Annotated in this window: 22 protein-coding genes; 11 read left to right on the forward strand and 11 right to left on the reverse strand. The window is 64.6% G+C overall.

What is annotated here, in order from left to right; translation table 11 throughout:
* Positions 1 to 32: 32 nt before the first annotated feature.
* Positions 33 to 356, reverse strand: a complete 324-nt coding sequence (locus AB4Z51_RS22020; protein WP_085403663.1) for a hypothetical protein — start codon at positions 354 to 356, stop codon at positions 33 to 35.
* A gap of 370 nt (positions 357 to 726) precedes the next feature.
* Between AB4Z51_RS22020 and AB4Z51_RS22025 the strand changes: the two genes are divergently transcribed.
* The 3 genes from AB4Z51_RS22025 (at position 727) to AB4Z51_RS22035 (ending at position 1,678) form a co-directional block, all read left to right on the forward strand.
* Positions 727 to 993 carry a hypothetical protein gene (locus AB4Z51_RS22025; protein ID WP_085403708.1) on the forward strand — a complete coding sequence of 89 codons (267 nt, stop codon included), beginning with the start codon at positions 727 to 729 and terminating at the stop codon, positions 991 to 993.
* Positions 986 to 1,282, forward strand: coding sequence for a hypothetical protein (locus AB4Z51_RS22030; protein WP_028149307.1), 297 nt, complete (start codon positions 986 to 988; stop codon positions 1,280 to 1,282). Before AB4Z51_RS22025 ends, AB4Z51_RS22030 begins: the two co-directional genes overlap by 8 nt.
* A 117-nt stretch (positions 1,283 to 1,399) precedes the next feature.
* Complete coding sequence (locus AB4Z51_RS22035; RefSeq protein ID WP_028149308.1) at positions 1,400 to 1,678, forward strand: DUF1488 domain-containing protein; 279 nt, start codon at positions 1,400 to 1,402, stop codon at positions 1,676 to 1,678.
* Here AB4Z51_RS22035 and rpsU read toward each other — a convergent pair.
* Positions 1,668 to 1,949, reverse strand: a complete 282-nt coding sequence (gene rpsU / locus AB4Z51_RS22040) for a 30S ribosomal protein S21 (protein ID WP_063980487.1) — start codon at positions 1,947 to 1,949, stop codon at positions 1,668 to 1,670. The two genes, AB4Z51_RS22035 and rpsU, sit on opposite strands and share 11 nt — an antisense overlap.
* Positions 1,950 to 2,421: 472 nt before the next feature.
* Here rpsU and AB4Z51_RS22045 point away from each other — a divergent pair, with 472 nt between their 5' ends.
* Positions 2,422 to 2,718 (forward strand): transcriptional regulator, encoded by a 297-nt coding sequence (locus AB4Z51_RS22045; protein WP_085403665.1) that lies wholly within the window; start codon positions 2,422 to 2,424, stop codon positions 2,716 to 2,718.
* A gap of 30 nt (positions 2,719 to 2,748) precedes the next feature.
* Here the strand turns inward: AB4Z51_RS22045 and AB4Z51_RS22050 are convergent, their stop codons facing one another.
* Together AB4Z51_RS22050 and AB4Z51_RS22055 are read right to left on the reverse strand one after the other, a co-directional pair.
* Complete coding sequence (locus AB4Z51_RS22050) at positions 2,749 to 2,871, reverse strand: hypothetical protein (protein ID WP_256376446.1); 123 nt, start codon at positions 2,869 to 2,871, stop codon at positions 2,749 to 2,751.
* A gap of 86 nt (positions 2,872 to 2,957) precedes the next feature.
* The gene (locus AB4Z51_RS22055; protein WP_155794778.1) at positions 2,958 to 3,134 is read right to left on the reverse strand and encodes a hypothetical protein; all 177 of its coding nucleotides are present in this window, start codon (positions 3,132 to 3,134) and stop codon (positions 2,958 to 2,960) included.
* 143 nt (positions 3,135 to 3,277) lie between these two features.
* On the opposite strand from AB4Z51_RS22055, the gene AB4Z51_RS22060 reads away from it, so the two are divergent.
* From AB4Z51_RS22060 to AB4Z51_RS22070, 3 genes are all read left to right on the forward strand, one after another.
* Entirely contained in the window at positions 3,278 to 3,415 is a 138-nt protein-coding gene (locus AB4Z51_RS22060) for a hypothetical protein (RefSeq protein ID WP_175627410.1), read from the forward strand.
* Positions 3,416 to 3,538: 123 nt separating this feature from the next.
* Entirely contained in the window at positions 3,539 to 4,654 is a 1,116-nt protein-coding gene (locus tag AB4Z51_RS22065; protein WP_085403667.1) for a lactonase family protein, read from the forward strand.
* A gap of 273 nt (positions 4,655 to 4,927) precedes the next feature.
* Complete coding sequence (locus AB4Z51_RS22070; RefSeq protein WP_441497957.1) at positions 4,928 to 5,815, forward strand: efflux RND transporter periplasmic adaptor subunit; 888 nt, start codon at positions 4,928 to 4,930, stop codon at positions 5,813 to 5,815.
* Between the two features lie 260 nt (positions 5,816 to 6,075).
* Here AB4Z51_RS22070 and AB4Z51_RS22075 read toward each other — a convergent pair whose 3' ends face one another.
* On the reverse strand, positions 6,076 to 6,927 hold the full coding sequence (locus AB4Z51_RS22075; RefSeq protein WP_063980483.1) for a caspase family protein: 852 nt from the start codon (positions 6,925 to 6,927) through the stop codon (positions 6,076 to 6,078).
* A 421-nt stretch (positions 6,928 to 7,348) separates the two neighbouring features.
* Between AB4Z51_RS22075 and AB4Z51_RS22080 the strand changes: the two genes are divergently transcribed.
* From AB4Z51_RS22080 to AB4Z51_RS22090, 3 genes are all read left to right on the forward strand, one after another.
* Positions 7,349 to 9,076, forward strand: coding sequence for a hypothetical protein (locus AB4Z51_RS22080; protein ID WP_085403670.1), 1,728 nt, complete (start codon positions 7,349 to 7,351; stop codon positions 9,074 to 9,076).
* Positions 9,077 to 9,327: 251 nt separating this feature from the next.
* Entirely contained in the window at positions 9,328 to 10,053 is a 726-nt protein-coding gene (locus AB4Z51_RS22085; RefSeq protein ID WP_085403671.1) for a thermonuclease family protein, read from the forward strand.
* A 164-nt stretch (positions 10,054 to 10,217) separates the two neighbouring features.
* Complete coding sequence (locus AB4Z51_RS22090) at positions 10,218 to 11,405, forward strand: pyridoxal-phosphate-dependent aminotransferase family protein (protein ID WP_441497958.1); 1,188 nt, start codon at positions 10,218 to 10,220, stop codon at positions 11,403 to 11,405.
* A gap of 258 nt (positions 11,406 to 11,663) precedes the next feature.
* Here AB4Z51_RS22090 and AB4Z51_RS22095 read toward each other — a convergent pair whose 3' ends face one another.
* Positions 11,664 to 12,764, reverse strand: coding sequence for a hypothetical protein (locus AB4Z51_RS22095; protein ID WP_441497959.1), 1,101 nt, complete (start codon positions 12,762 to 12,764; stop codon positions 11,664 to 11,666).
* Entirely contained in the window at positions 12,764 to 14,200 is a 1,437-nt protein-coding gene (locus tag AB4Z51_RS22100; protein ID WP_439033840.1) for an MBOAT family O-acyltransferase, read from the reverse strand. Before AB4Z51_RS22100 ends, AB4Z51_RS22095 begins: the two co-directional genes overlap by 1 nt.
* Positions 14,201 to 14,527: 327 nt before the next feature.
* Between AB4Z51_RS22100 and AB4Z51_RS22105 the strand changes: the two genes are divergently transcribed.
* Entirely contained in the window at positions 14,528 to 16,627 is a 2,100-nt protein-coding gene (locus AB4Z51_RS22105) for a S9 family peptidase (protein WP_441497960.1), read from the forward strand.
* Between the two features lie 285 nt (positions 16,628 to 16,912).
* Here AB4Z51_RS22105 and AB4Z51_RS22110 read toward each other — a convergent pair whose 3' ends face one another.
* From AB4Z51_RS22110 to AB4Z51_RS22125, 4 genes are all read right to left on the reverse strand, one after another.
* Positions 16,913 to 18,004 (reverse strand): SMP-30/gluconolactonase/LRE family protein, encoded by a 1,092-nt coding sequence (locus tag AB4Z51_RS22110; protein WP_441497961.1) that lies wholly within the window; start codon positions 18,002 to 18,004, stop codon positions 16,913 to 16,915.
* Between the two features lie 74 nt (positions 18,005 to 18,078).
* Positions 18,079 to 18,798: a ribonuclease activity regulator RraA gene (locus AB4Z51_RS22115; protein ID WP_441497962.1), complete on the reverse strand. Its 720-nt coding sequence runs from the start codon at positions 18,796 to 18,798 to the stop codon at positions 18,079 to 18,081.
* Between the two features lie 117 nt (positions 18,799 to 18,915).
* Entirely contained in the window at positions 18,916 to 20,655 is a 1,740-nt protein-coding gene (gene araD, locus AB4Z51_RS22120) for an L-arabinonate dehydratase (RefSeq protein ID WP_441497963.1), read from the reverse strand.
* Positions 20,652 to 21,515 (reverse strand): ABC transporter permease, encoded by an 864-nt coding sequence (locus tag AB4Z51_RS22125; RefSeq protein ID WP_063980472.1) that lies wholly within the window; start codon positions 21,513 to 21,515, stop codon positions 20,652 to 20,654. Before AB4Z51_RS22125 ends, araD begins: the two co-directional genes overlap by 4 nt.
* Between the last annotated feature and the right edge of the window lie 9 nt (positions 21,516 to 21,524).

Here is a 21,524-nt window from a genome sequence, read left to right on the forward strand (position 1 = left end):
GGCCAGTCACCCCATCCCTCGCCGACGCCTCGCTACTTCTTCTTCGCCGGTCCGAAATCCGGTTGCCAGGCGGCTTCCTTGCGGCTCGGCGCCGCCGCGATCACCTTGGATTTTTCCTTCTTCGGCTTCTTGGTTTCGCGATTACCGCGTTGCTGGCCCTTTGCCATGTCGCTCTCCGTTGGTTCGAGCTCGTCGAGCTCATCCGATTGCAGCAGCCGTCCACGAGGGGTGCAGACCCTGATGTCCATGTAGCCTTCGCGCAGCAGTTTTCGAGCGAGGCGCAGCGCGAACGTCGCCTTGCCGCGACCGAGATTGGAGCTGCCGTATTCGTTGGTCCCGCTGACCAGATACGGCACAATTGTTGCCCTAGCCATTGAAGATGGCGGCCGCGCCGACGAGAAGCAGAAGAAACCGCGGAACCATCACCGGCGGCACGATCCGATCCGCGATGCGAACGCACGCCATCGAACGCTCCTGCGAAGCCTTCGGCGGGAGCACACGTGCCCCTCAGTCACCGGTCGAAGCCGTTGAGACGTGCGGTGATGGCAGCGACCCTACGCCCGCACCGAGCCAATAGCGAGGGTTAAAATGCTGCGGAAACAATGGCTGCTGTGACATCGTCGCTTGCCGGCCCGGCGACGATAGTACTGGCTATTGCTGCGGCGAGCGCGCATGGTCGTGACGGCCGGCACCGGTTGGGGCTTCACTTGCGAAAGGCAGGCGTGCATGACCATCCGCTCGCGGCGTGAAACCGTCACCTTCAGGCATCCGTTCCGCATCCGCGGCGTCGAGCGCATGTTGCCAGCCGGCGCCTATGAGGTCGTCACTGACGAGGAGGCGATCGAGGGCCTGACCTTCGCGGCCTATCGCCGCGTTGCCACGATGATCACCGTGCCCGCCGAAGGCCCCCGCGGAACCATGGAGATGCTGTCGATCGGCTCGGTCGATCTTGCGAACGCGCAGGCCGCAGACGCGAGCGTGGCGAATGACTGACCGCACCGTCGATCTCGACAAGCACCGCGGCATGGCTGCGCAGAAGGCGACCGACCTGCGCCGCGCGCTGGCGGAGGTCGAGGCCAATGTCAGGGAGCTGCGCGAGCGCGAGGCCGATCTCGAGAACCGCATGATGACGGTGCCCGCCACGTCCTGGCCGGAAGCGGCGGTGAAGGCGCGCCATCTGCTCAACCTCTATGCTGCGAGCCTGCCCGCCGAGGACACACGCCACCGCGCGCTGGTGGCGGCGCTGTTGGACGATTTCGTCCGGCTGTCGGGGGATGACTGAGGCAAACGACGACCGCCTGCAGTCTCGACGCGCGCCTTGCTCCGGCCAACCGGGAATCGGGCGGCGATGATTTGAGGGACAATCATGCCAAGAAGCAATCAGGTGACGGAGTAAGCCATGACATTGACCAGCGGCCGCTTTATCGGCCACGAATACGATCGGATGATCGTTCGGTTCTCGATGCATGACGGCGCCAGGGAGATTCCTTGCGCAATCTCGACCTCGGCGATGGACTACCTCGAGCCCAGCCCGCAGGTCAGGCCCGAGCAACGTGAAGCCCAGTTCACGCGCCTGCGGGATCGCATCGAAGCACGCGCGGCAAGCAAATATCGCGCGACGGAGTTCGAAGGCACGCCGCCCGGCATCGTGCTGCGAGGCATCGACTTCAGGCTATAGGGACCCGGGCCTTGACATCCGGCAGGGGCGGCTTGCGCTCAAACGGCTTCTTCTTCGGCGGCGCGGGCAGCAATCCTTCGCGGATTGCCTGCTTTCGCGCGAGCTTGCGGGCGCGTCGAACGGCCTCGGATTTCTCGCGAGTCTTTCTCTCCGAGGGCTTTTCGTAGGAACGCCGCTGTTTCATTTCGCGGAAGACGCCCTCGCGTTGCATCTTCTTCTTGAGAACACGGAGTGCCTGCTCGATATTGTTGTCTCTGACGAGTACCTGCAATCGATCTTCCTCCTCGCTTGGGGCTGCAAATGCGACACGCCCTGCATGGCAGCCAATTGCGCAGGAGCTTCATTGCGAATTTTGAGGATAGCGCTGCGACATTCGTCGCCAGCTTCGGACAAGTCGATGCGCTTGTCACAGCGATGCAACTTCGCGCTGGCACGTGACCACTCCAGTGCAGCCCTGTCAATCGATAAAGCCTTGGCTGCACCTCGACCGGATCGTGTGAAGCCTCTCGATCGAGGCGCCGGAGCTGCCTGGCCGAGCCAAATCGGCCTTGCCGTCCTTGCAGAAAATCGAACGAGACATATATCGAGGGCGTTCGATCAACCGCTGTGCCTTGTTGAATGCGCCCGCGGGCACCTTTTCCAAAGACATCGACCGAGTTGAAGGCGTTCGCGCGATTGTCGCGCGCCAGCCCGTTCGATCCCCGGATCGAGCGGGTTTTGCCGGTTGCACAACGGAGTGAAGCATGAGTGCCAGGAAACCCGCCGAGCTGTCACCCGAAAGCATCGCGCGCTCCAATCGCAGGCGCCTCGCCGCCGAAGAGGGAGCACTTGCACTGGCAGACGTCGAAAGGCAGTCGATCGAGATTCGCAAGAACATGGCGCGGCTTCGAGAGGCGCGCGAAGCCAAACAAGCGGCTGACGCAGCCCTTCAGGCGACCTTGCCGGCGCCCACGGTTAGGAAGCGCGCGAGCAGAGCGGCGCGAAAGCCGTCTTCGACGCCGCCGGCGGACCAGCCATCGCTGCCCGCGAACGGTTCATAGCCCCGGAGGTCGGGCCTCAGGCGCGCGGGCTCACTTCGCCTGCTTTGCCGCCCGGATCTCGGCGAACTCGGCGTCGGGATGGGTGACGATGGTGGTGAACATGATGCCGCTGATGATGAGCGACCAAGCGGTGTTCCAATAGATCCAAAACACGTGCCAGCCTCCGGTTCGACCTCGTCCGCTTGCGGGATCAGCATAACGGCAAGGCGAGGCTGATGTTCCCGGCGCGAAATACAGCGCTATTTTTGTTTGGTCGGCGGCGGCGTGCGATCGGTTTGGCCGGTGTGGCGCTTTGCCACGACGTCCTCATCGCGCGGACCCTCGCGCGGGCGCGGCGGCGGCTTGGGCTGGCCTTTCTGGCCGCCATGCTTGCCGCCCATGTCGGGCTTGCCTTCGAGGTCGTTTTCACGCGGCATATGGGTCAATGCACTCCCGCGGCATTGGTTCGCAATGCCGATGCGATGTTGTGCCTGTGAACGAGTTCATAGGATCGTCGCCGTTTGCAGTGCACGATCATGTGCGGGCCCCGGGGTTTCAAACAACGGATGGACTTGGCTTGATGCGGAAACGATTGGTCGCCTGGACCATTTTGACCTGCGCGCTGCTGGCGGTGGCCGTGTGGGGCCTGCTCGGGGCACCCAACACTGCGTCCGGCCCGCATCTGCCCTCCCGCAGCCAGACGGCCGCAGTGCGGTAGCCACCGCGCGACCGATACAATTTCGGCATCGATCGATCTTCAACCGGAACTTGGTACGGCGGCACGGCTCCCGCTATCCTCCGGACAAAACGACAAGGCCGTAACGCTGTAAGGAGGAGCCCCATGCCGAGACCGACACGCCGCATCGCGCCACGCGCTGCGATCGCCACCACCCTCGCCTTCCTCACCCTCGTTTCAGGAGTCCGCCCCGGCATGGCCGAGACCTTCGCCTATGTCGGCAACGCCGACAGCAACGACATCAGCGTGTTCAAGCTGGCCGAGAGCGGCGAGATGACACCGGTGCAGACCGCCGCCTTCACCGGCGTCGACAAGCCCGGCTCCTCGACACCGCTCGCGATCACGCCCGACCACCGCGTGCTGATTGCCGGCGTGCGCTCGCAGCCATTCCTCGCGGTGAGCTTTGCGATCGATCCCAAAACGGGCCAGCTCAGCCCTATCGGCAACGGGCCGCTCGCCGACAGCATGGCGAACATCGCCGTCGACGGCACTGGCAAATTCCTGTTCAGCGCCTCCTATGGCGGCAACAAGGTCGCGCTGAATCCGCTCAGCCCGAACGGCGTCGCCGGCGAGCCGAAGCAGGTGATTCCGACCGGGCTGAATGCGCACGCCTTCCTGCCCTCGCCCGACAACCGCTTCGTGTTCGCGACCAATCTCGGTTCGGATCAGGTGCTGACCTTCGCGTTCGATGCAGTCGCGGGCACGCTGGCGCCGAGCGATCCGCCGGTGACCAAGGTGCCGGAGAAATCGGGACCGCGGCACTTCGTGTTCCATCCCAACGGCAAGTTCGTCTATCTCATCCATGAACTGAACGGCGACGTCGCGGCGTTCAGCTATGAGGCCAAGAGCGGCGCATGGGACGAGATCCAGCGCACCACCGCGCTGCCAGAAGGCTTTACTGGCAAGCCCTGGGCCGCCGACATCCACATCACCCCGGACGGCCGCTTCCTCTACGCCTCCGAGCGCACCACCCATACGCTCGCCGGCTACAAGGTCGACGCAACAAGCGGCAAGCTGACCTCGATCGGCAGCGTGCCGACGGAGAAGCAGCCGCGCGGCTTCCACATTGATCCGTCGGGGCGTTACCTCGTCGCGGTCGGCGAGCTCTCCGACAGCATGACGGTCTATGCGATCGACCAGAGCAGCGGCGCGCTCGCCAAGCTGAAATCCTATCCCACCGGCAAGAAGCCGAACTGGGTGGAGTTCTTGACGCTGCCGTGAGGGATCCAGTGCCTCCACAGCGTCATGGCCGGGCTTGACCCGGCCATCCACGCCTTGCCCGCGGCGCGAAGAACGTGGATGCCCGGGACAAGCCCGGGCATGACGAGTTTGTCGGGCGGCAACCACCGGCGAACCTCTTCGCTTATGCCACGACTAATCTACCAAGGGGCATCGCGCCGCCTGCGCTGTGGCATTCTCATCCGGCCGGCCCATGGTCCGCCGCGGCTGCTTCTGCTAACGATGAGGCCGTCAAGGCCCCAACCGGAATGACCGATGCGTCCATTGCCTGCGCGTTCCTTTTCCCAAAAACTCGTCGCTCTCGCCGGACTGGTTCTGCTGTCCGCTCCGCCCGCCCGCGCCGCCGATGACGACGCGCCCAAGGGGCCCGCGGTCACGGTGCTGAAGGTCGCAAAATCCTGCTTCTCCGACATCGTCGAGGCCACCGGCACGATCATCGCGCGCGAGGAGACCTCCGTACGGCCGGAACGTCCCGGCCTGAAGGTCACGGACGTGCTGGCGGAAGCCGGCGACACCACCACGGCCGGCCAGGTGCTGGCGCGGCTGGCGCTGCCCGAGGGCGGCACGCTTCAGGTCACCGCCCCCGTGGCGGGCGTGATCGCGACGTCGACCGCGCAGATCGGCAACCTCGCCTCGGCCAAGGGCGAGGCGCTGTTCACGATCGTGGCGCGCAGCGAATATGATCTCGTCGGCCTGGTCGCGACCACCGATATTCGGAAGCTCGCGGTCGGCCAGCAGGCGACCGTTCGCATTGCCGGCGCGGGCGACCTCGACGGCAAGGTGCGCCGCATCGGACCGACCGTCGAGCCGAACATCCAGCAGGGCATGGTCTATATCGGCATCTCCTCGCAGAAGCGGCTGCTGCTGAACGCGAGCGGGCGCGCGCTGATCAAGACCGGGCAGAGCTGCAACGTCGCGGTGCCCCTGACCTCGGTGCAGTATTCCACCGCCGGCACCGTGGTGCAGGTGATCCGCCGCAACCGCGTCGAGACCAAGCGGGTCGAGATCGGGCTGATGTCGGGCGGAAATATCGAGGTTCGCGATGGCCTCAACGAAGGCGATATCGTCGTCGCCCGCGCCGGCGCGATCCTGCGCGAAGGCGATCCGGTGCGCCCGGTGATGGCCACGGAAGCCGCGAAGTAAGTCTCGCCTCAACCGTCATTGCGAGCGAAGCGAAGCAATCCAGAATCTTTCCGCGGAGAGACCCTGGATTGCTTCGCTGCGCTCGCAATGACGATGTGGGGGCAGAGGTGCGTTACACACGCATACCGTAGGGCGGGCAAAGCGACTTGTCCGCCGTAGCTCGGCGAGCGAAGGCGGAAGCGTGCCCACGTCTTCTGTCGAAATCTCGGAAAGATGATGGGCACGGCGCTTTGCGCCTTTGCCCACCCTACGATTTGCGGCTAGCCGCCGGCTGCTTCGCCGAAATGGACGTCCTCGAGCAGCGAGGAGGAGATGGTCGGGACCTGGTCGCCTTCCGAGGCGCGGGAGATGGCGACGCGGGTCTTGTTGAAGACGCTTTCGGCGCTGCCCTGGGCATTGAGGTTGGTGAGGAACTCGCCGACCAGCACGCTGTACTCGCCCTTGCCGTCGTCGACGACCTTGCCGGGCGAAGCCGAGGAAAGGATCAACGCGTTGTCCGTCGCGCTGATCGGCGCGAGGCCGTGGCTATAGGAGCGGAAGCGGCGCTCGTAGGGGTTCCGGCGGGAGGCGTCGACGACGACGAGCTTGGCCTTGGCGCCCTGCTCCTTCATCATGTCGAGCACGCCGTCGATGGACACGCCCTGGCGGCGGACGTCGCTTTCCTTCCAGATCACCGCATCGACCGGCAGCATGTAGCTCTCGCGGCCGGCCTGCACGCCGTAGCCGCCGAAGAACAGCATGACGACGGTGTCGCGCTTGATCCGGGACTTCAGGCGGTTGACGGCGCGGACCATGTCGTCCTTGGTCGCGTCTTCCACCATATCGACGTCAAAGCCGTTCTTGCGGAGCGACGAGGACAGCGCGCGGGCGTCGTTGATCGACTGCGTCAGCGGCGCGCTGGCGTCGGGATAATGTCCATTGCCGATGACGAGGGCGAGGCGGGACGACTGGCCGATCGAGCCGGTGACCTCGTCGGTCGCCACGGCCTTGGCGGCATCGATCGCGCGCATGTTGAGGGCAGCATGGGCGCCGATCACGAGCGACACCGTGCCGATGAGGGCTGCGGCCACCGCAATCGTGCGTCTGGAAAGCTCGAGCTGCCTTACATTCATCTCGGTTCGTTCCTGTGCCAAAGACCAGCCAAGCGCGCGCACAATGTTTGAGTAGCGCGATGGTGGCTTCAGGTTTGAGGGATTGGCCGGGGATGTCCCCCCGAACTGCGCGCAATTTGCGGCGCCGCACCAAACAAAGCCTTAACCGGATATCTCCTCCCCGGCAATAGATCGCCCAAAATTTGAGCTAAGTGACTGAAGATATTAGTTAATCCTCCGAGCAGAATTTGCACGTTTTTTCGTCGCGAGCCCCTTGTAACGGCCTTAATCAAGCAGCTCCCGTGCCGGATTTTTCCGTGACCGCCATCACATTTGAATTTCCCGCGAATCCGGGTAGCTTTTTCAAAGGCTTGGAGGGGGTGGCGCGCAGATGGGAGCGCGCCGGCCGGCCCCCGGCCAAAGCCCCGCGACCAGGTATTTCATGAGCTTTCATTATTTTGCCGGCGCCGCCTGCCGGGCGCTGACGGCGCGAAAAGACGGCCCCTCGCTTTACGACGTCTGCGATCCCGTATTGTCGGGCCCAGCCAGCGGCGATCCGCATCTGGCCAAGTTCTACAAGACCGCGCTCGGCAATCCCGCATTGCGGATCCTGCTCCGCCGCGCCGGGCTGCCCGAGTTGCGCGACGAGGCGAAGCTGACCCGGCTTCGCACGGCACTGGTGCGGGCACGCGACGACGCCGAGCCCGACTGGGCGGCGGTCGGCCAGCCTGTCGCCGATCTCGTCGACAGCATCGCGCTCGACCATCCAAAGCCGCCGCCGGCGATATTCACCGGCCTGGCGCCGCAACAAGCGCAGATCGACGGCGTGATCCGCGACTGCGCGCAGCATCTGCTCGGCTCGTACCGCAAGAACGGCTTCCTGCCGACCTATGCCGCCTTCAACCTGATCGGCGACCCCGATGTCCGTGGGCGCGAGCTGACCATGGCGCTGACGGGGCTGAACGCGCGCGGCTACAAGAACTCCTCGCTGCTGTTCAACCTCGCCCGCGTCTTCATCGCGCGCTCACAGGCAGCGGCCGTCGTCAATCCGCCCTGGAGCGGCATTGCCGAGCCGATGTGGGAGCCGGTGCAGATCCGACACCGCTCGGCCTATTACGACGCGTTCTTCATCGAGGCGCTGCTGAGCTATGTCGAGACCGGGCTCGCCTCGCCGGCCGACAAGATTGCAACCGAGCGTGCGATCGCCGACATGGTCGATTTCTGCGTCAACATCAGCCGCGAAGAGGTCGAGGGTATCGACGGCACACGCTTCAACGTCATCACCGCGCTCGCGCCGGCGCCGCATCCGCGCTTCTCCCGCTTCTTCGCCCAGATCAAGCAGGACCTCGGCTTCGGCGTCTACGTGCCGGATTGCGACACCACGGCGTGCTCGATCTCGGCAGCGACGCAAGCCGGCTGCACCGATCCGATCATCGACCAGCCGCTGCTGGACTTCTATTCGGGCTATCAGGTGCTCGCCGGCGTCAACGAACCGCGCGTGACCGTGCCGCTCAACGACAACATCGACTACGAGGGCGGCGTCGCGACCTGGATCGACAATCTCAAAGGCGAGCGGCCCTACGGCAACGATCTCGATCCGACGCTCAATCTCGACATTCTCGAGGTCAGCTTCCGCAACCTCGCGCGCTGGAAGATTTTGGAGACGCCGGCGCGGCTGGCCACCGTGCATCGGATCATCGGCTTTCAGAAGCGGCTCGCCGCCAGCGGCGCCTTCGCCAATCCGCGCTCGCACATCTATTATCTGCCTGAGCTCTACAGCGCCTATTTCGGCCGGTGCTATGCGGCCTTCCTGGCGCTGCCGCTGGCGGCGCAGGCCGTGATCGACCCCGACGGCGATTTCGATTTCATCCGCCATCGCGTGCTCTCCTACGTCAAGGGCGAGCTGATGGCCGCGGAGATGAACGTGTTCGACGCGGCGCTGGCGCTGATCGCGCTCGGCCATCTCGGCGCCGACCCGCGCGCCTTCGCGCCGGCGCTGAACGTGATCGTCGCGAGCCTCGGCGAAGGCGGCCGCCGCGGCCCGTTCCGCGCCTATGAATGGAACAAGATGAAGACGCCGACGCGGATTCTGGTCGGTGGTCCCGAGGTGACGTCGGCCTTCGTGCTGATGGGGCTGGCCGTGGCGAAGCGCGCGATGGCGCGGGGGTAGGTCTCGTAGGGTGGGCAAAGGCGCGCTCTTCGCGCGCCGTGCCCACCATTCCTCGCGACGCTAGCCATGGTGGGCACGCTTCCGCCTTCGCTCGCCGAGCTACGGCGGACAAGTCGCTTTGCCCACCCTACGGGGCCGTCGCAAAATGACGGGAAGTTGAAAGCTCAATCGTTGGGCAGGCGCTGGCCGGGCGGCCAAAAGCCGACCACAATTGCGACGTCTATCGAGATTTTCCTCACACGCGGACCGGCATGTTGCGAAAATTCCTGATTGCGCTGTCTTTGCTCGCCATCCCCTCGCTGGCCGAGGCCGCCGACATCACCGGCACCGCAAAGGTCCGCTCCGGCGATTCCGTCCTGATCGGGAACACGCGGGTCCGGCTCGGCGGCATCGACGCGCCCGCGGTCGACCAGCTCTGCCTCAATACAAAAACCGAACGCTGGACCTGCGGCATCGCGGCGCGCGATGAGCTCGCCAAATACACCGAAGGCAAGAGCTGGGTCTGCCACGCCCGCGCGATCGACCGGCGCGGCCGCACCGTGGCGCGCTGCGAGGTCGGCGGCGAGGACATCCAGAAATGGCTGGTGCGCAGCGGCTGGGCACTCGCCTACACCCGCGTCTCTCACGACTACGAACCCGACGAGGCCGCCGCGCGCGAGGCAAAGGCCGGCATGTGGCAGGGCGCCTTCATCGCGCCGTGGGACTGGCGCGTCCGCAACAAGAAGACCACCATCCTGGGCGCCACCAAGCCGCCCGAGGGCGCGCATGCGGTGCTGCTCGCCTCGGCCTCCGGGCCGGTCGCGCCCTCGCCGGACTGCACCATCAAGGGCAACGTCAACACCGCCGGCGAGTGCATCTATCACCAGCCGACCAGCCGCTGGTACACCCAGATCAAGATGAAGATCAGCAAGGGCACCCGCTGGTTCTGCTCGGTGGAAGAAGCCGAAGCCGCCGGTTGCCGCGAGACCAAGAGATAAGTGCATGGTCCGGAAAAGTGTGAGGCGGTTTTCCGACAAGACCATGCTCGAAGCAAAAACCACCCCAGACCTGCGTTTTGCGTGCTTTTCTTGGGCTTCCACCGCGCGTAGAACGTGAGTCAGCGACCCACCAGCCTGTTCTCAAGCAACAAGGACCAACAGCAATGACCGTTCGCGCGGGCCGGGAATTTCTGGCCATCCCCGGGCCCACCACGATGCCCGACGAGGTGCTGCAGGCGATGCATCGTCCGGCGATCGACATCTACTCCAAAGAGATGCACGAGCTGACCGATACACTTCTCGCAGACATCTCGAAGCTGTTCGCGACCAGGGGCAAGTCCTACATCTACATCGCCAACGGCCATGGCGCCTGGGAAGCCGCGCTGAGCAACGTGCTGTCGCGCGGCGACAAGGTGCTGGTGCTGGAGAGCGGGCGCTTCGCGATCGGCTGGGGCAACGCCGCCGCCCTGATGGGCGCCGAGGTCGAGGTGCTCAAGGGCGACTGGCGCCGCGCGGTGCGGCCGCACGAGGTCGAAGAGCGCCTGCGCCGCGACAAGGAGCACACCATCAAGGCCGTCGTCGTCGTCCAGGTCGACACGGCCTCGGGCGTGCAGAACGACATCGAGGCGATCGGCAAGGCGATCAAGGCGAGCGGCCATCCCGCGCTGTATATGGTGGACACTGTCGCCTCGCTCGGCTGCATGCCGTTCGAGATGGACAAATGGGGCATCGACGTCGCGATGTCCGGCTCGCAGAAGGGCCTGATGACGCCGCCCGGCCTCGGCTTCGTCGCGGCGAACGCGCGCGCACTCGAGGTGCAGAAGAAGGCCAACATGTCGACGCCCTATTGGAGCTGGAGCGAGCGCGAGGGCAGCGAGAATTATCGCAAATATGCCGGCACCGCGCCGGTGCATCTGTTGTTCGCGCTGCGCAAGGCGATCGACCTGCTGCACGAGGAAGGGCTCGAAAACGCATTCCGCCGCCACAGCCTGCTCGGCGAAGCCGCGCGCCGCGCCGTCTCCGCCTGGTCGGAAGGCCAGGTGCTCGGCTTCAACGTCGCGGAGGCGAGCGAGCGCTCCAACACCGTGACCACGGTGACCATGAGCAATGGCCACGATCCGGCGCTGCTGCAACGCTATTGCAAGGACAAGTGCGGCGTCGTGCTCGGCACCGGCATCGGCGATCTCTCGGGACAAGCCTTCCGCATCGCCCATATGGGCCACGTCAATGCGCCGATGCTGCTCGGCACGTTGGGGGTGGTCGAGATCGGGCTGAATGCGCTGAAGATCCCGCACGGCAAGGGCGGGCTGGAAGCCGCGGTCGCGTATCTCGGCGAGCAGGTGGCGGTGTAGCGGTAAGCCACAAGCACCTCCGTCGTTCCTGCGAACGCACGGCTTCTTTCTTCCTTCTCCCCTTGTGGGAGAAGGTGGCGTAGGCGGCCTTCGGCCGCCGTTCTTAGGAACGCCGAAGCGAAGCTTCGGCTATGGCGCCGGATGAGGGGTTTCTCTCCGCAAACTTCACTGCGAGAGTTGTACGCGCGGATAGATACCCCTCACCCGTCTCGCCGCTGCGCGGCGAGCCACCCTCTCCCGCAAGGGGAGAGGGTAAGGTCAGCGCTCCACGCGATACGCCTCGATCTGCGCCTTCAGCGCATCCAGCGACGCGAGCGGCGCCTCAGGATCGACGCGATACTCTCCGCTCGCCAGCCATTTCAGCACCATCGCGTCCACCGCCGGCGAATGGTGGATGACGTCGCTGTAGTTATCGAGATCGTGCGTCACCGCCCTGATCGCGCGGAAATCGTACAGACGCACATTCGGAAGCTGCGTCAGYCGCTCGGCGATGCGCGCGGTGAGGTCGGTGACGATCTTCAGCGTCGCAGGCGAGGCATCACGCATCGCCACGAACTGCAGGATCGAATAGGGCGGCAAGTAGATGTCGAAGGTCACGTCCGGATGACGCGTGATCAAGCCGACGGCGTCGCGTTCGAAATGCCGGAGCATGGCGTCGTAGCCATAGCCTTCGCCGAGGAAGCGGCTGCGTATGGGGCTCGTGATGTAGGCGAACGAGGCAAGCGTCTTCCTCGCATTGTAGTCACGCGCGACGTCGAAATCGCGCGGCAGCGCGTAGATGTCGTCGACGTCGGACAGCGCGAACTTGACAGGCAGAAACGGTGCCGCACGGGTCAGCGGCTGTCGCAGCGGCGGGATCGACCGCAGCAGCGCGAACAGGGATTCCTTCGCCATCGCGGCGCTGAACAGATAGGACGCGATGCCCTTCGTTGTCTGGCGATAGAGATCGACGGACAGAAAGGGATCGGCCTCGATATCGGCCGCATCGACAAAGATGAAATCGTCCATCGCCCAGATCACGCGCCGGGCACCGCGCTCGATCGCCCGCTCCAGCACAAAGCCCTGCTGGCGCGAATTGGACCCGGTCATCGCCAGCTTGAGCGAGTGGACACCGAGCGCGCGATCGATGTCGCTCTGGCGGAAATGGATCGCGAGCGAGGTGCCCATGAAGGCGGTGTCGAACGACTGGCTGCGGATCAAGCCGGCATTCTGCACGCGCGTGTCGTCGGAATAGAAGGCCAGTCGCGACGGACGGAACAGTTGCAGGGGATCGACGAGATAGGTGAGCACCGCCGCGCCCAGCACGCATGTGATGCTGGCGAGCAGAAGACGTCTCAGATGTGTGAAATTGCCCCGCATCAGAACCGGAAATAGATGAATTCGCTGTAGCTCTGGATCCCGAGAATCCCGAGAGCGAGCACCAGCGACGCGCCGTAGAGAAACAGCGGCCGCATCCGCCCTGCCGGCAGGGCCTCGCCGACCCTGCGGTTGTCGTGATCGTATCCCATGATCGCTTGCGTGTTCGGCGCCAGCCACACCAGCGCGGCGTAGATCGACACCAGAACCAAGGCGGCGACCTCCTCGCGGCCGAGGACGATATTCGACGGATCGGCCATCGCGTGGAGGACGCGCAGCGCCCAAGTAACGCTCTCGGCGCGGAAGAAGACCCAGGCCACGACGACGGCGAGGAACGTCAGCATGGCTCCGACGATGCGGACCGGGCGCACGAGCAACGTCGGGACGTTGGGCACCAGCGCGTTGAAGGCATGATTGACGCAGAGATATGCGCCATGCAGCGCGCCCCAGGCGACAAAAGTCCAGGCCGCGCCGTGCCAGAGCCCACCGAGCAGCATCGTGATCGTCAGATTGACATAGCGCAGCACACGGCCGCGGCGGTTGCCGCCGAGCGAGATGTAGAGATAGTCGCGCAGGAACTGCGACAACGTCATGTGCCAGCGGCGCCAGAACTCGACGATGCTGGTGGCCTTGTAGGGTGAGTTGAAATTCACCGGCAGGAAGATGCCGAACATCAGCGATATCCCGATCGCCATGTCGGAATAGCCGGAGAAGTCGAAATAGAGCTGGAATGTGTAGGCGAGCGCACCGCACCAGGCCTGATCAAAGCTCGGCGAGCGCGCCTCGAAGGCGAGCGCCACCAGCGGCTGGATGCCGTCGGCAAGGCAGGTCTTCTTGAACAGGCCGATCGCGAAGATGACGATTCCGCACAGGATCAGGTGCGCGTCCGGATACTTGGTCTCCTTCCGCTCGAATTGCGGAATCATGTCCTTGTGGTGAAGGATCGGCCCCGCGATCAGGTGCGGAAAGTAGGTCACGAACAGCGCATAGTGCGGCAAGGCGTAACGCGCGACCTGGCCACGATACGCATCCACCAGGAACGCGATCTGGGTGAAGGTGTAGAAGGAGATGCCGACCGGCAGCAGGATATGGACCGCGACATGCGTGCCGGCCAGCGCATTGATGTTCTCGGCGACGAAGCCGGCATATTTGAAGATGCCGAGCACGAGAAGGTCGCCGACGACGCCGAGCGCGAGCGCCGCCTTTCGTTGCACTGGGGCGAGCTCCGCCGCGATCAGGAGATAGCCGACGCCGTAGTTGAAGGCGATCGAGACCAGCAGCAGGCCCACGAACTGCCAGCTGCCGATGGCGTAGAATGCGAGCGAGGCCAGCGCCAGCCAGATCACCGGCGCCAGGTTGCTGCGCCGCCCGAGCCAAAAATAGCCGGCCAGCACGGCGGGCAGGAACAGCAGGATGAACGAGTAGGAATTGAACAGCATCAGGCTGGACCGGCGGCGGGGGTATCGCCCCTAAAGCATACAAGGGGGCGATCAACAACCCGGCGACTTGGCGCAGTCCTTGGCGCAGCGCCGCTGGCAATTCGTGGAATCGGGACGATATAAGGTGGAACACGCGCCTGCTTCTTCTCCCTCTCCCCGTTCTTACGGGGAGAGGGTCGGGGTGAGGGGCCTCTCTCCATACGCGAGATGGTCGAGAGACCTGTACCCCCTCACCCGAATTCGATCTGCGATCGAATTCGACCTCTCCCCGCAGGCGGGGAGAGGTAAAGAGGGAGCGCGGCGCGAGCACGAGATGATGAGGACCGAGTGACACAAGCCAAGACACCTTCCCAGCCCCCCGTCGCCCCGCGCCGGCCGCATTCCTTCACGCGGCACGGGATCACCGTGACCGACGACTATGCCTGGCTGAAGGATGAGAAATGGCAGGAGGTGCTGCGGGATCCCGCCGTGCTCGATCCCGACATCCGCAAATACCTCGATGAAGAGAACGGCTACACAGAGAGCCTGCTTGGCCACACCTCGTCACTTCAGAAGACGCTGGTGCGCGAGATGCGCGGGCGGATCAAGGAGGACGATTCCAGCGTGCCCTCGCCCGACGGACCGTTCGCCTATTTCCGCAGGTTTCGCGAGGGTGGGCAGCACGAATTGTTCGGCCGCATGCCGCGCGACGGCGGCGAGGGCCAGATCGTGCTCGACGGCGACGCGCTCGCCAAAGACCACAAATACTTCAAGTTCGGCGGCAGCCGCCACTCGAACGATCACAAGCTGCAAGCCTGGAGCGCCGACAYCAAGGGCTCGGAGTATTTTTCCATCCGCGTCCGCGACTGGGCCACGGGCAAGGATCTTGACGATTTGGTCGAGGAGACCGACGGCGGCATCGTCTGGAGCAAGGATTGCAGAAGCTTCTTCTACGTGAAGCTCGACGACAACCATCGCCCGATGCAGGTGTGGTTGCACAAGCTCGGCACCAGGCAGGCCGACGACACGCTCGTCTACGAGGAGCAGGATTCCGGCTGGTTCACCCATCTGCATGAGAGCACCAGCGGGCGCTTCTGCGTGATCGCGGGCGGCGATCACGAGACCTCGGAGCAACGGCTGATCGATCTCGCCCACCCCGAAGCGCCGCCGCGCCTGGTCGCGGCGCGCGAGGACGGCGTGCAATATTCGCTGGCCGACCGCGGCGACGAGCTGTTCATCCTCACCAATGCCGATGACGCCATCGATTTCAAGATCGTCACCGCGCCGCTTGGCGCACCCGAGCGCAAGAACTGGCGCGACCTGATCCCGTATCGTCCCGGCGTCTACATCATCGACCTCGATCTCTATGCCGGCCATCTGGTGCGGCTGGAGCGCGCCAATGCGCTGCCGTCGGTCGTGATCCGCGATCTCGCGACCAGGGACGAGCACGCCATCGCCTTCGACGAGGCGGCCTATTCGCTCGATACGATGGGCTCCTACGAATTCGAGACGACGAATTTGCGCTTCGCCTATTCGTCGATGACGACGCCGTCGGAAGTCTATGATTACGATATGGTCAAGCGCACGCGGACCTTACGCAAGAGGCAGGAGATTCCGTCCGGCCACGATGCGGTCGACTATGTCACGACGCGCATCATGGCCAAGACGCATGACGGCGCCGAGGTGCCGGTGTCGATCCTCCATCGCCGCGGGCTGAAGCTCGACGGCTCGGCGCCGCTGCTGCTCTACGGCTACGGCTCCTACGGCATGGCGATGCCGGCCTCGTTCAACGCCAACCGCCTCTCGCTGGTCGACCGCGGTTTTGTGTACGCCATCGCCCATATCCGCGGCGGCGCCGACAAGGGCTGGGGCTGGTATCTCGACGGCAAGCGCGAGAAGAAGACCAACTCGTTCGATGATTTCTCAGCCAGCGCACGGGCGCTGATCGATGCGAAGTACACGAGTGCAAAGCGCATCGTCGGCCATGGCGGCTCGGCCGGCGGCATGCTGATGGGCGCGGTGGCAAACCGCGCCGGCGAGCTGTTCGCGGGCATCGTCGCCGAAGTGCCGTTCGTCGACGTGCTCAACACCATGCTCGACGACACGCTGCCGCTGACGCCGCCGGAATGGCCCGAATGGGGCAACCCGATCGAGAGCGAAAAGGATTTTCGCACCATACTGTCGTACTCGCCGTATGACAATGTCGCGGCCAAGGACTATCCGGCGATCCTGGCGATGGGCGGCCTGACCGATCCGCGCGTGACCTATTGGGAGCCGGCGAAATGGATCGCGCGCCTACGCGCGACCATGAGCGGCGGCGGCCCGGTGCTGCTCCGCACCAACATGGGCGCCGGCCACGGCGGCGCATCGGGGCGTTTTGACCGGCTGGATGAAGTCGCAATCGTCTATGCGTTCGCGCTTTGGGCAGCGGGGATGCCGGAGGCGTGACCTTGTAGCCCGGATGGAGCGCAGCGAAATCCGGGATTCGTGCAGACGGCAAGACCGCCCCGGATTGCGCTGTGCTCCATCCGGGCTACGGGCCTCTCCCCGCACGCGCGGAGAGGCGAAGGAATTCGGCAGCTCTGTAGGGTGGGCAAAGGCGCATCGCGCCGTGCCCACCATCTTTCAGCAATTGCGACGAGAGCGGTGGGCACGCTTCCGCCTTCGCTCTTCGAGCTACGGCGGACAAGTCGCTTTGCCCACCCTACGGCAGCTTAGCTGGTCAGCCCTGCCTCACACCGCCCCATGCGCCTCGACATACAGCGCATACACCGAATGGCTGCTCGCCATATAAAGCCGATTGTTCTTCGGACCGCCGAAGCAGAGGTTGGCGCAGCGTTCCGGCAGCTTGATGAAGGCGAGCGGCTTGCCTTCAGGGTTGAACACCATCACGCCGTCGAGATCCTCGGACTTGCCCCTGAGCTGAAACACCCTGCGGCCGCCGATGTCGGTGGGCTCGGATTGCAGCGCGCCGTTGGAGCCCCAGCCGCACCAGAGATTGCCGTCGCGGTCGACGCGSAAACCGTCGAGCGAGGCCTGGTCGGCGGCGTCGATCAGCTTGGTCTTGCCGCTCAAGGCACCGTCGTCGCCGACATTGTAGCTCCAGATGCTGCGGTTGGGCGTGCCCTTCCATTCGACGATGTAGAGCTTCTTCTCGTCCGGCGAGAAGGCGAGGCCGTTGGGATTGACGAGGTCGGTGAGGACGGCGCTGATCTTGCCGTCCTTGGCGATGCGATAGACGTTGGTGGTGGCCTGCTCGGCCTTCTCCTTCTTGCCCTCCCACTCGCCGTTGATGCCGAACAGCGGATCGGTGAACCAGATGCTGTCGTCGGACTTCACCACGATGTCGTTCGGCGCGTTCAGCCGCTTGCCCTCGAACTTGTCGGCGAGCACCGTGATCTTGCCGTCCTTCTCGGTGCGGGTGATGCGGCGGGTGACGGAGTGCTCGCAAGTGACGAGGCGGCCCTGGCGGTCGCGCGCATTGCCGTTAGCGTAATTGGCGTTGGCGCGGAACACGCTGGTTTGTCCCGTCTTCTCGTCGAACTTCATGATCCGGTTGTTGGGAATGTCGGAGAACAGCAGATAGCCGCCTTCGGGGAAATAGGCGGGGCCTTCGGCCCAGCGCATGCCGGACGCGACCTGCTCGACCGTCGAGGAATAGAGCCGGTATTTTCCAAAGCTGGGATCGAGGATCTGGACGGCGGGATCGGGGTAGCGCTGGTTGGGCGTGAACGGAAACGACTGGGCACTGGCGGCGCGGGCTAGAAGTGCGGAAGCCGCCGTCGCACCGGCGCCGGCCATGAGACTACGTCGCGTGAAATTCATAACAATCCTCCCTGCTCGATAAAAGGCCGGCGCTTGATGCGCCGGCTCGTTTCTTGACGTGACTTAGCTTCGGCCTAGCGGCCGTTCTTCTTCCGCCATTCCGCGAAATCAGTCAGCGTCTGCGGATCGGTGGCGGGATAGAGCCCAAAGATGCCGCGGCCGTTGCCGACCTCCTCGGTGACGAAGTCCTCGAACGCGGTCATCTCGAACGTTTCGTTGGCGATCTCGTCGGCGAGATGCGCGGGGATCACGATGACGCCGTCGCTATCGCCGAGAATGACGTCGCCCGGAAATACCGGCGCATCGCCGCAGCCGATCGGCACGTTGATCTCGATCGCCTGGTGCAGCGTGAGGTTGGTCGGCGCCGAGGGGCGATGGTGATAGGCGGGGATGCCGAGCTTTGCGATCTCGGCGGAATCGCGAAAGCCGCCATCGGTGACGACGCCGGCGACGCCGCGCTTCATCAGGCGCGTCACCAGGATCGCGCCAGCCGAGGCCGCGCGCGCGTCCTTACGGCTGTCCATCACCAGCACGCTGCCGGGCGGACAATCCTCGATCGCCTTGCGCTGCGGATGCGAGCGATCCCTGAAGACGTCGATGGTGTTGAGGTCCTCGCGCGCCGGCATGTAGCGCAGCGTGAAGGCCTCGCCGACCATGGTCGGCTGGTCGGCGCCGAGCGGGTGCACGTCCTGAATCATCTGGATGCGCAGTCCGCGCTTGAACAGCGCGGTGGCGACGGTGGCAGTGGAGACGGATTTGAGTTTTGTGCGGGTGGCTTCGGTGAGTTTGGACATGTGTATCCTCTTGTCATTCCGGGGCGCCGCGCAGCGGCGAGCCCGGATTCCATCGGACCGCACGCAACGCAGTGAAATGGGTTCCGGGTTCGCGCTACGCGCGCCCCGGAACGACGGTCAATAAATCGACGGCTCGCCGATCGGCGCGCCGAAATCGGTCTCCAGGAAGTCGAAGTCGCAGCCGTCATTGGCCTGCTTGATGTGTTTTGTGAACATCCAGCCATAGCCGCGCTCGAAGCGGCGCTCGGGCTGCTTCCAGGCGGCGCGGCGCTTTTCGAGCTCGGCTTCGCTCACGTCGAGATTGATGGTGCGCGCGGCGACGTCGAGCGTGATGCGGTCGCCGTTCCGCACCAGCGCCAGCGGGCCGCCGATATAGGACTCCGGCGAAACGTGCAGAATGCAGGCGCCGTAGCTGGTGCCGCTCATGCGCGCGTCCGAGATCCGCACCATGTCGCGCACGCCCTGCTTCACGAGCTTGGTCGGGATCGGCAGCATGCCCCATTCCGGCATGCCCGGCCCGCCCTGCGGCCCCGCATTGCGCAGGATGAGGATGTGATCCTCGGTGACATCCAGGTTGGGATCGTCGACCGCCTTCTTCATCGAGGGATAGTCGTCGAACACCAGCGCAGGGCCGGTGTGCTTGAGAAAGCGCGGCGCGCATGCGGACGGCTTGATGACGCAGCCGTCGGGCGCGAGATTGCCCTTCAGCACGGCGAGCGCGCCTTCCTTGTAGATGGGATTGTCGACCGAGCGGATCACGTCGTCATTGTGCACCTCGGCACCCTCGATGTTTTCGCCGACAGTCTTGCCGGTGACAGTGACGCAATCGAGGTGCAGGTGCTGCTTGATCTCACCCATCAGCGCCGGCAGGCCGCCGGCATAGAAGAAATCCTCCATCAGATAGGCATCGCCGCTCGGGCGGACGTTGGCGATCACGGGCACCTTGCGGCTCGCCTTCTCGAAATCGTCGAGGCCGATGTCGAGGCCGGCGCGGCGGGCCTGCGCGATCAGATGGATGATCGCGTTGGTGGAGCAGCCCATCGCCATGGCCACAGCAATCGCGTTCTCGAAGGCTTTTCGGGTCTGGATCGTCTTCGGCGTCAGATCCTCCCACACCATCTCGACGATGCGGCGGCCGCATTCGCTGGCCATGCGGATGTGGTTGGCGTCGGCGGCCGGAATCGAGGAGGCGCCCGGCAGCGTCATGCCGATCGCCTCGGCAATCGCGGTCATGGTCGAGGCCGTGCCCATGGTCATGCAGGTGCCGTAGCTCCGCGCAATGCCGGCCTCGATGTCGAGCCAGTCCTTGTCGGAGATCTTGCCGGCGCGCCGCTCGTCCCAGTATTTCCAGCCGTCGGAGCCGGAGCCGAGCGTCTTGCCCTTCCAGTTGCCGCGCAGCATCGGTCCCGCCGGCAGATAGATCGCCGGGATGTTCATAGAGGTCGCACCCAGCAGCAGCGCCGGCGTGGTCTTGTCGCAGCCGCCCATCAGCACGACGCCGTCGACGGGATGGCTGCGCAGCAGCTCCTCCGCGTCCATCGCCAGAAGGTTGCGGTAGAGCATCGTGGTCGGCTTCAAGAGCGATTCCGACAGCGACAATGCCGGCAACTCGATCGGCAAGCCACCCGCCATCAGGATGCCGCGCTTGACGTCGTCGACGCGCGACTTGAAGTGCATGTGACAGGGCTGCGCGTCCGACCAGGTGTTGAGGATCGCGATGATCGGGCGGTCCTTCCACTCCTCCGGGGCGTAGCCCATCTGCATGGTGCGGGAACGGTGGCCGAACGAGCGGAGGTCGTCGGGCGCGAACCAGCGCGCACTGCGGAGCTGGTCGGGCGTGATTTTCTTCTTGGTCATGATTGGGTGCCCCATTTCTGGACGGTATTCCGCTCGATGGCGCGGAAGATCAGGTTCTCGACAAAAAGCCCGATGATAATCACCGTCAAGAGGCCCGCGAACACTGCGGGTATGTCGAGGAGATTGCGGTTCTCGAAGATGAACCAGCCGAGCCCGCCCTGCCCCGAGGACACGCCGAACACCAACTCGGCCGCGATCAGGGTGCGCCATGCAAAGGCCCAGCCGATCTTGAGGCCGGTGAGAATCGAGCCGAACGCGGCGGGGATGAGAATCTTTGCGACGTAGGGCAACCCGCGCAGGCCGTAATTGCGGCCGACCATGCGCAGCGTGTTGGACACGCTCTTGAAGCCGGAATGGGTGTTGAGCGCGACCGGCCACAGCACCGAATGGATCAGCACGAAAACAAGACTGCCGTTGCCGAGGCCGAACCAGATCAAGGCCAGCGGCAACAGCGCGATCGCCGGCAACGGGTTGAACATCGCCGTGACCGTTTCCAGGAAGTCGGTGCCGATCCGCGTCGAGATGGCGAGCACGGTGAAGATCGCGGCGAGCACGATGCCGGCCGAATAGCCCATGAAAAGGACTTTCAGCGAAGCCCAGGCGCGCATCGGAATGGTGCCGTCTTTCACGCGGTCCCAAAGCGTCACGATGGTGTCGTGCAGCGTTGGAAACAGCAGCGGATTGTCGAGGGCGACGCCATAGGCCTCCCAGACCGCCGCCAGGAACAGGATGATGACGGTCTTGCGGACAAAGCCGTCGTTCCACAACAGCTCCGGCACGCTCAGCTTGCGTTCGACCTCGCCCGCACCGCCGGTCGCGGCGACCGACGCGTCACGCAGCAATATTCTCGCTTCGCCCATGACAGGCTC

Origin of the sequence: Bradyrhizobium sp. 2TAF36 (genome assembly GCF_052114925.1) — a bacterium.
GTDB lineage: Bacteria > Pseudomonadota > Alphaproteobacteria > Rhizobiales > Xanthobacteraceae > Bradyrhizobium > Bradyrhizobium barranii.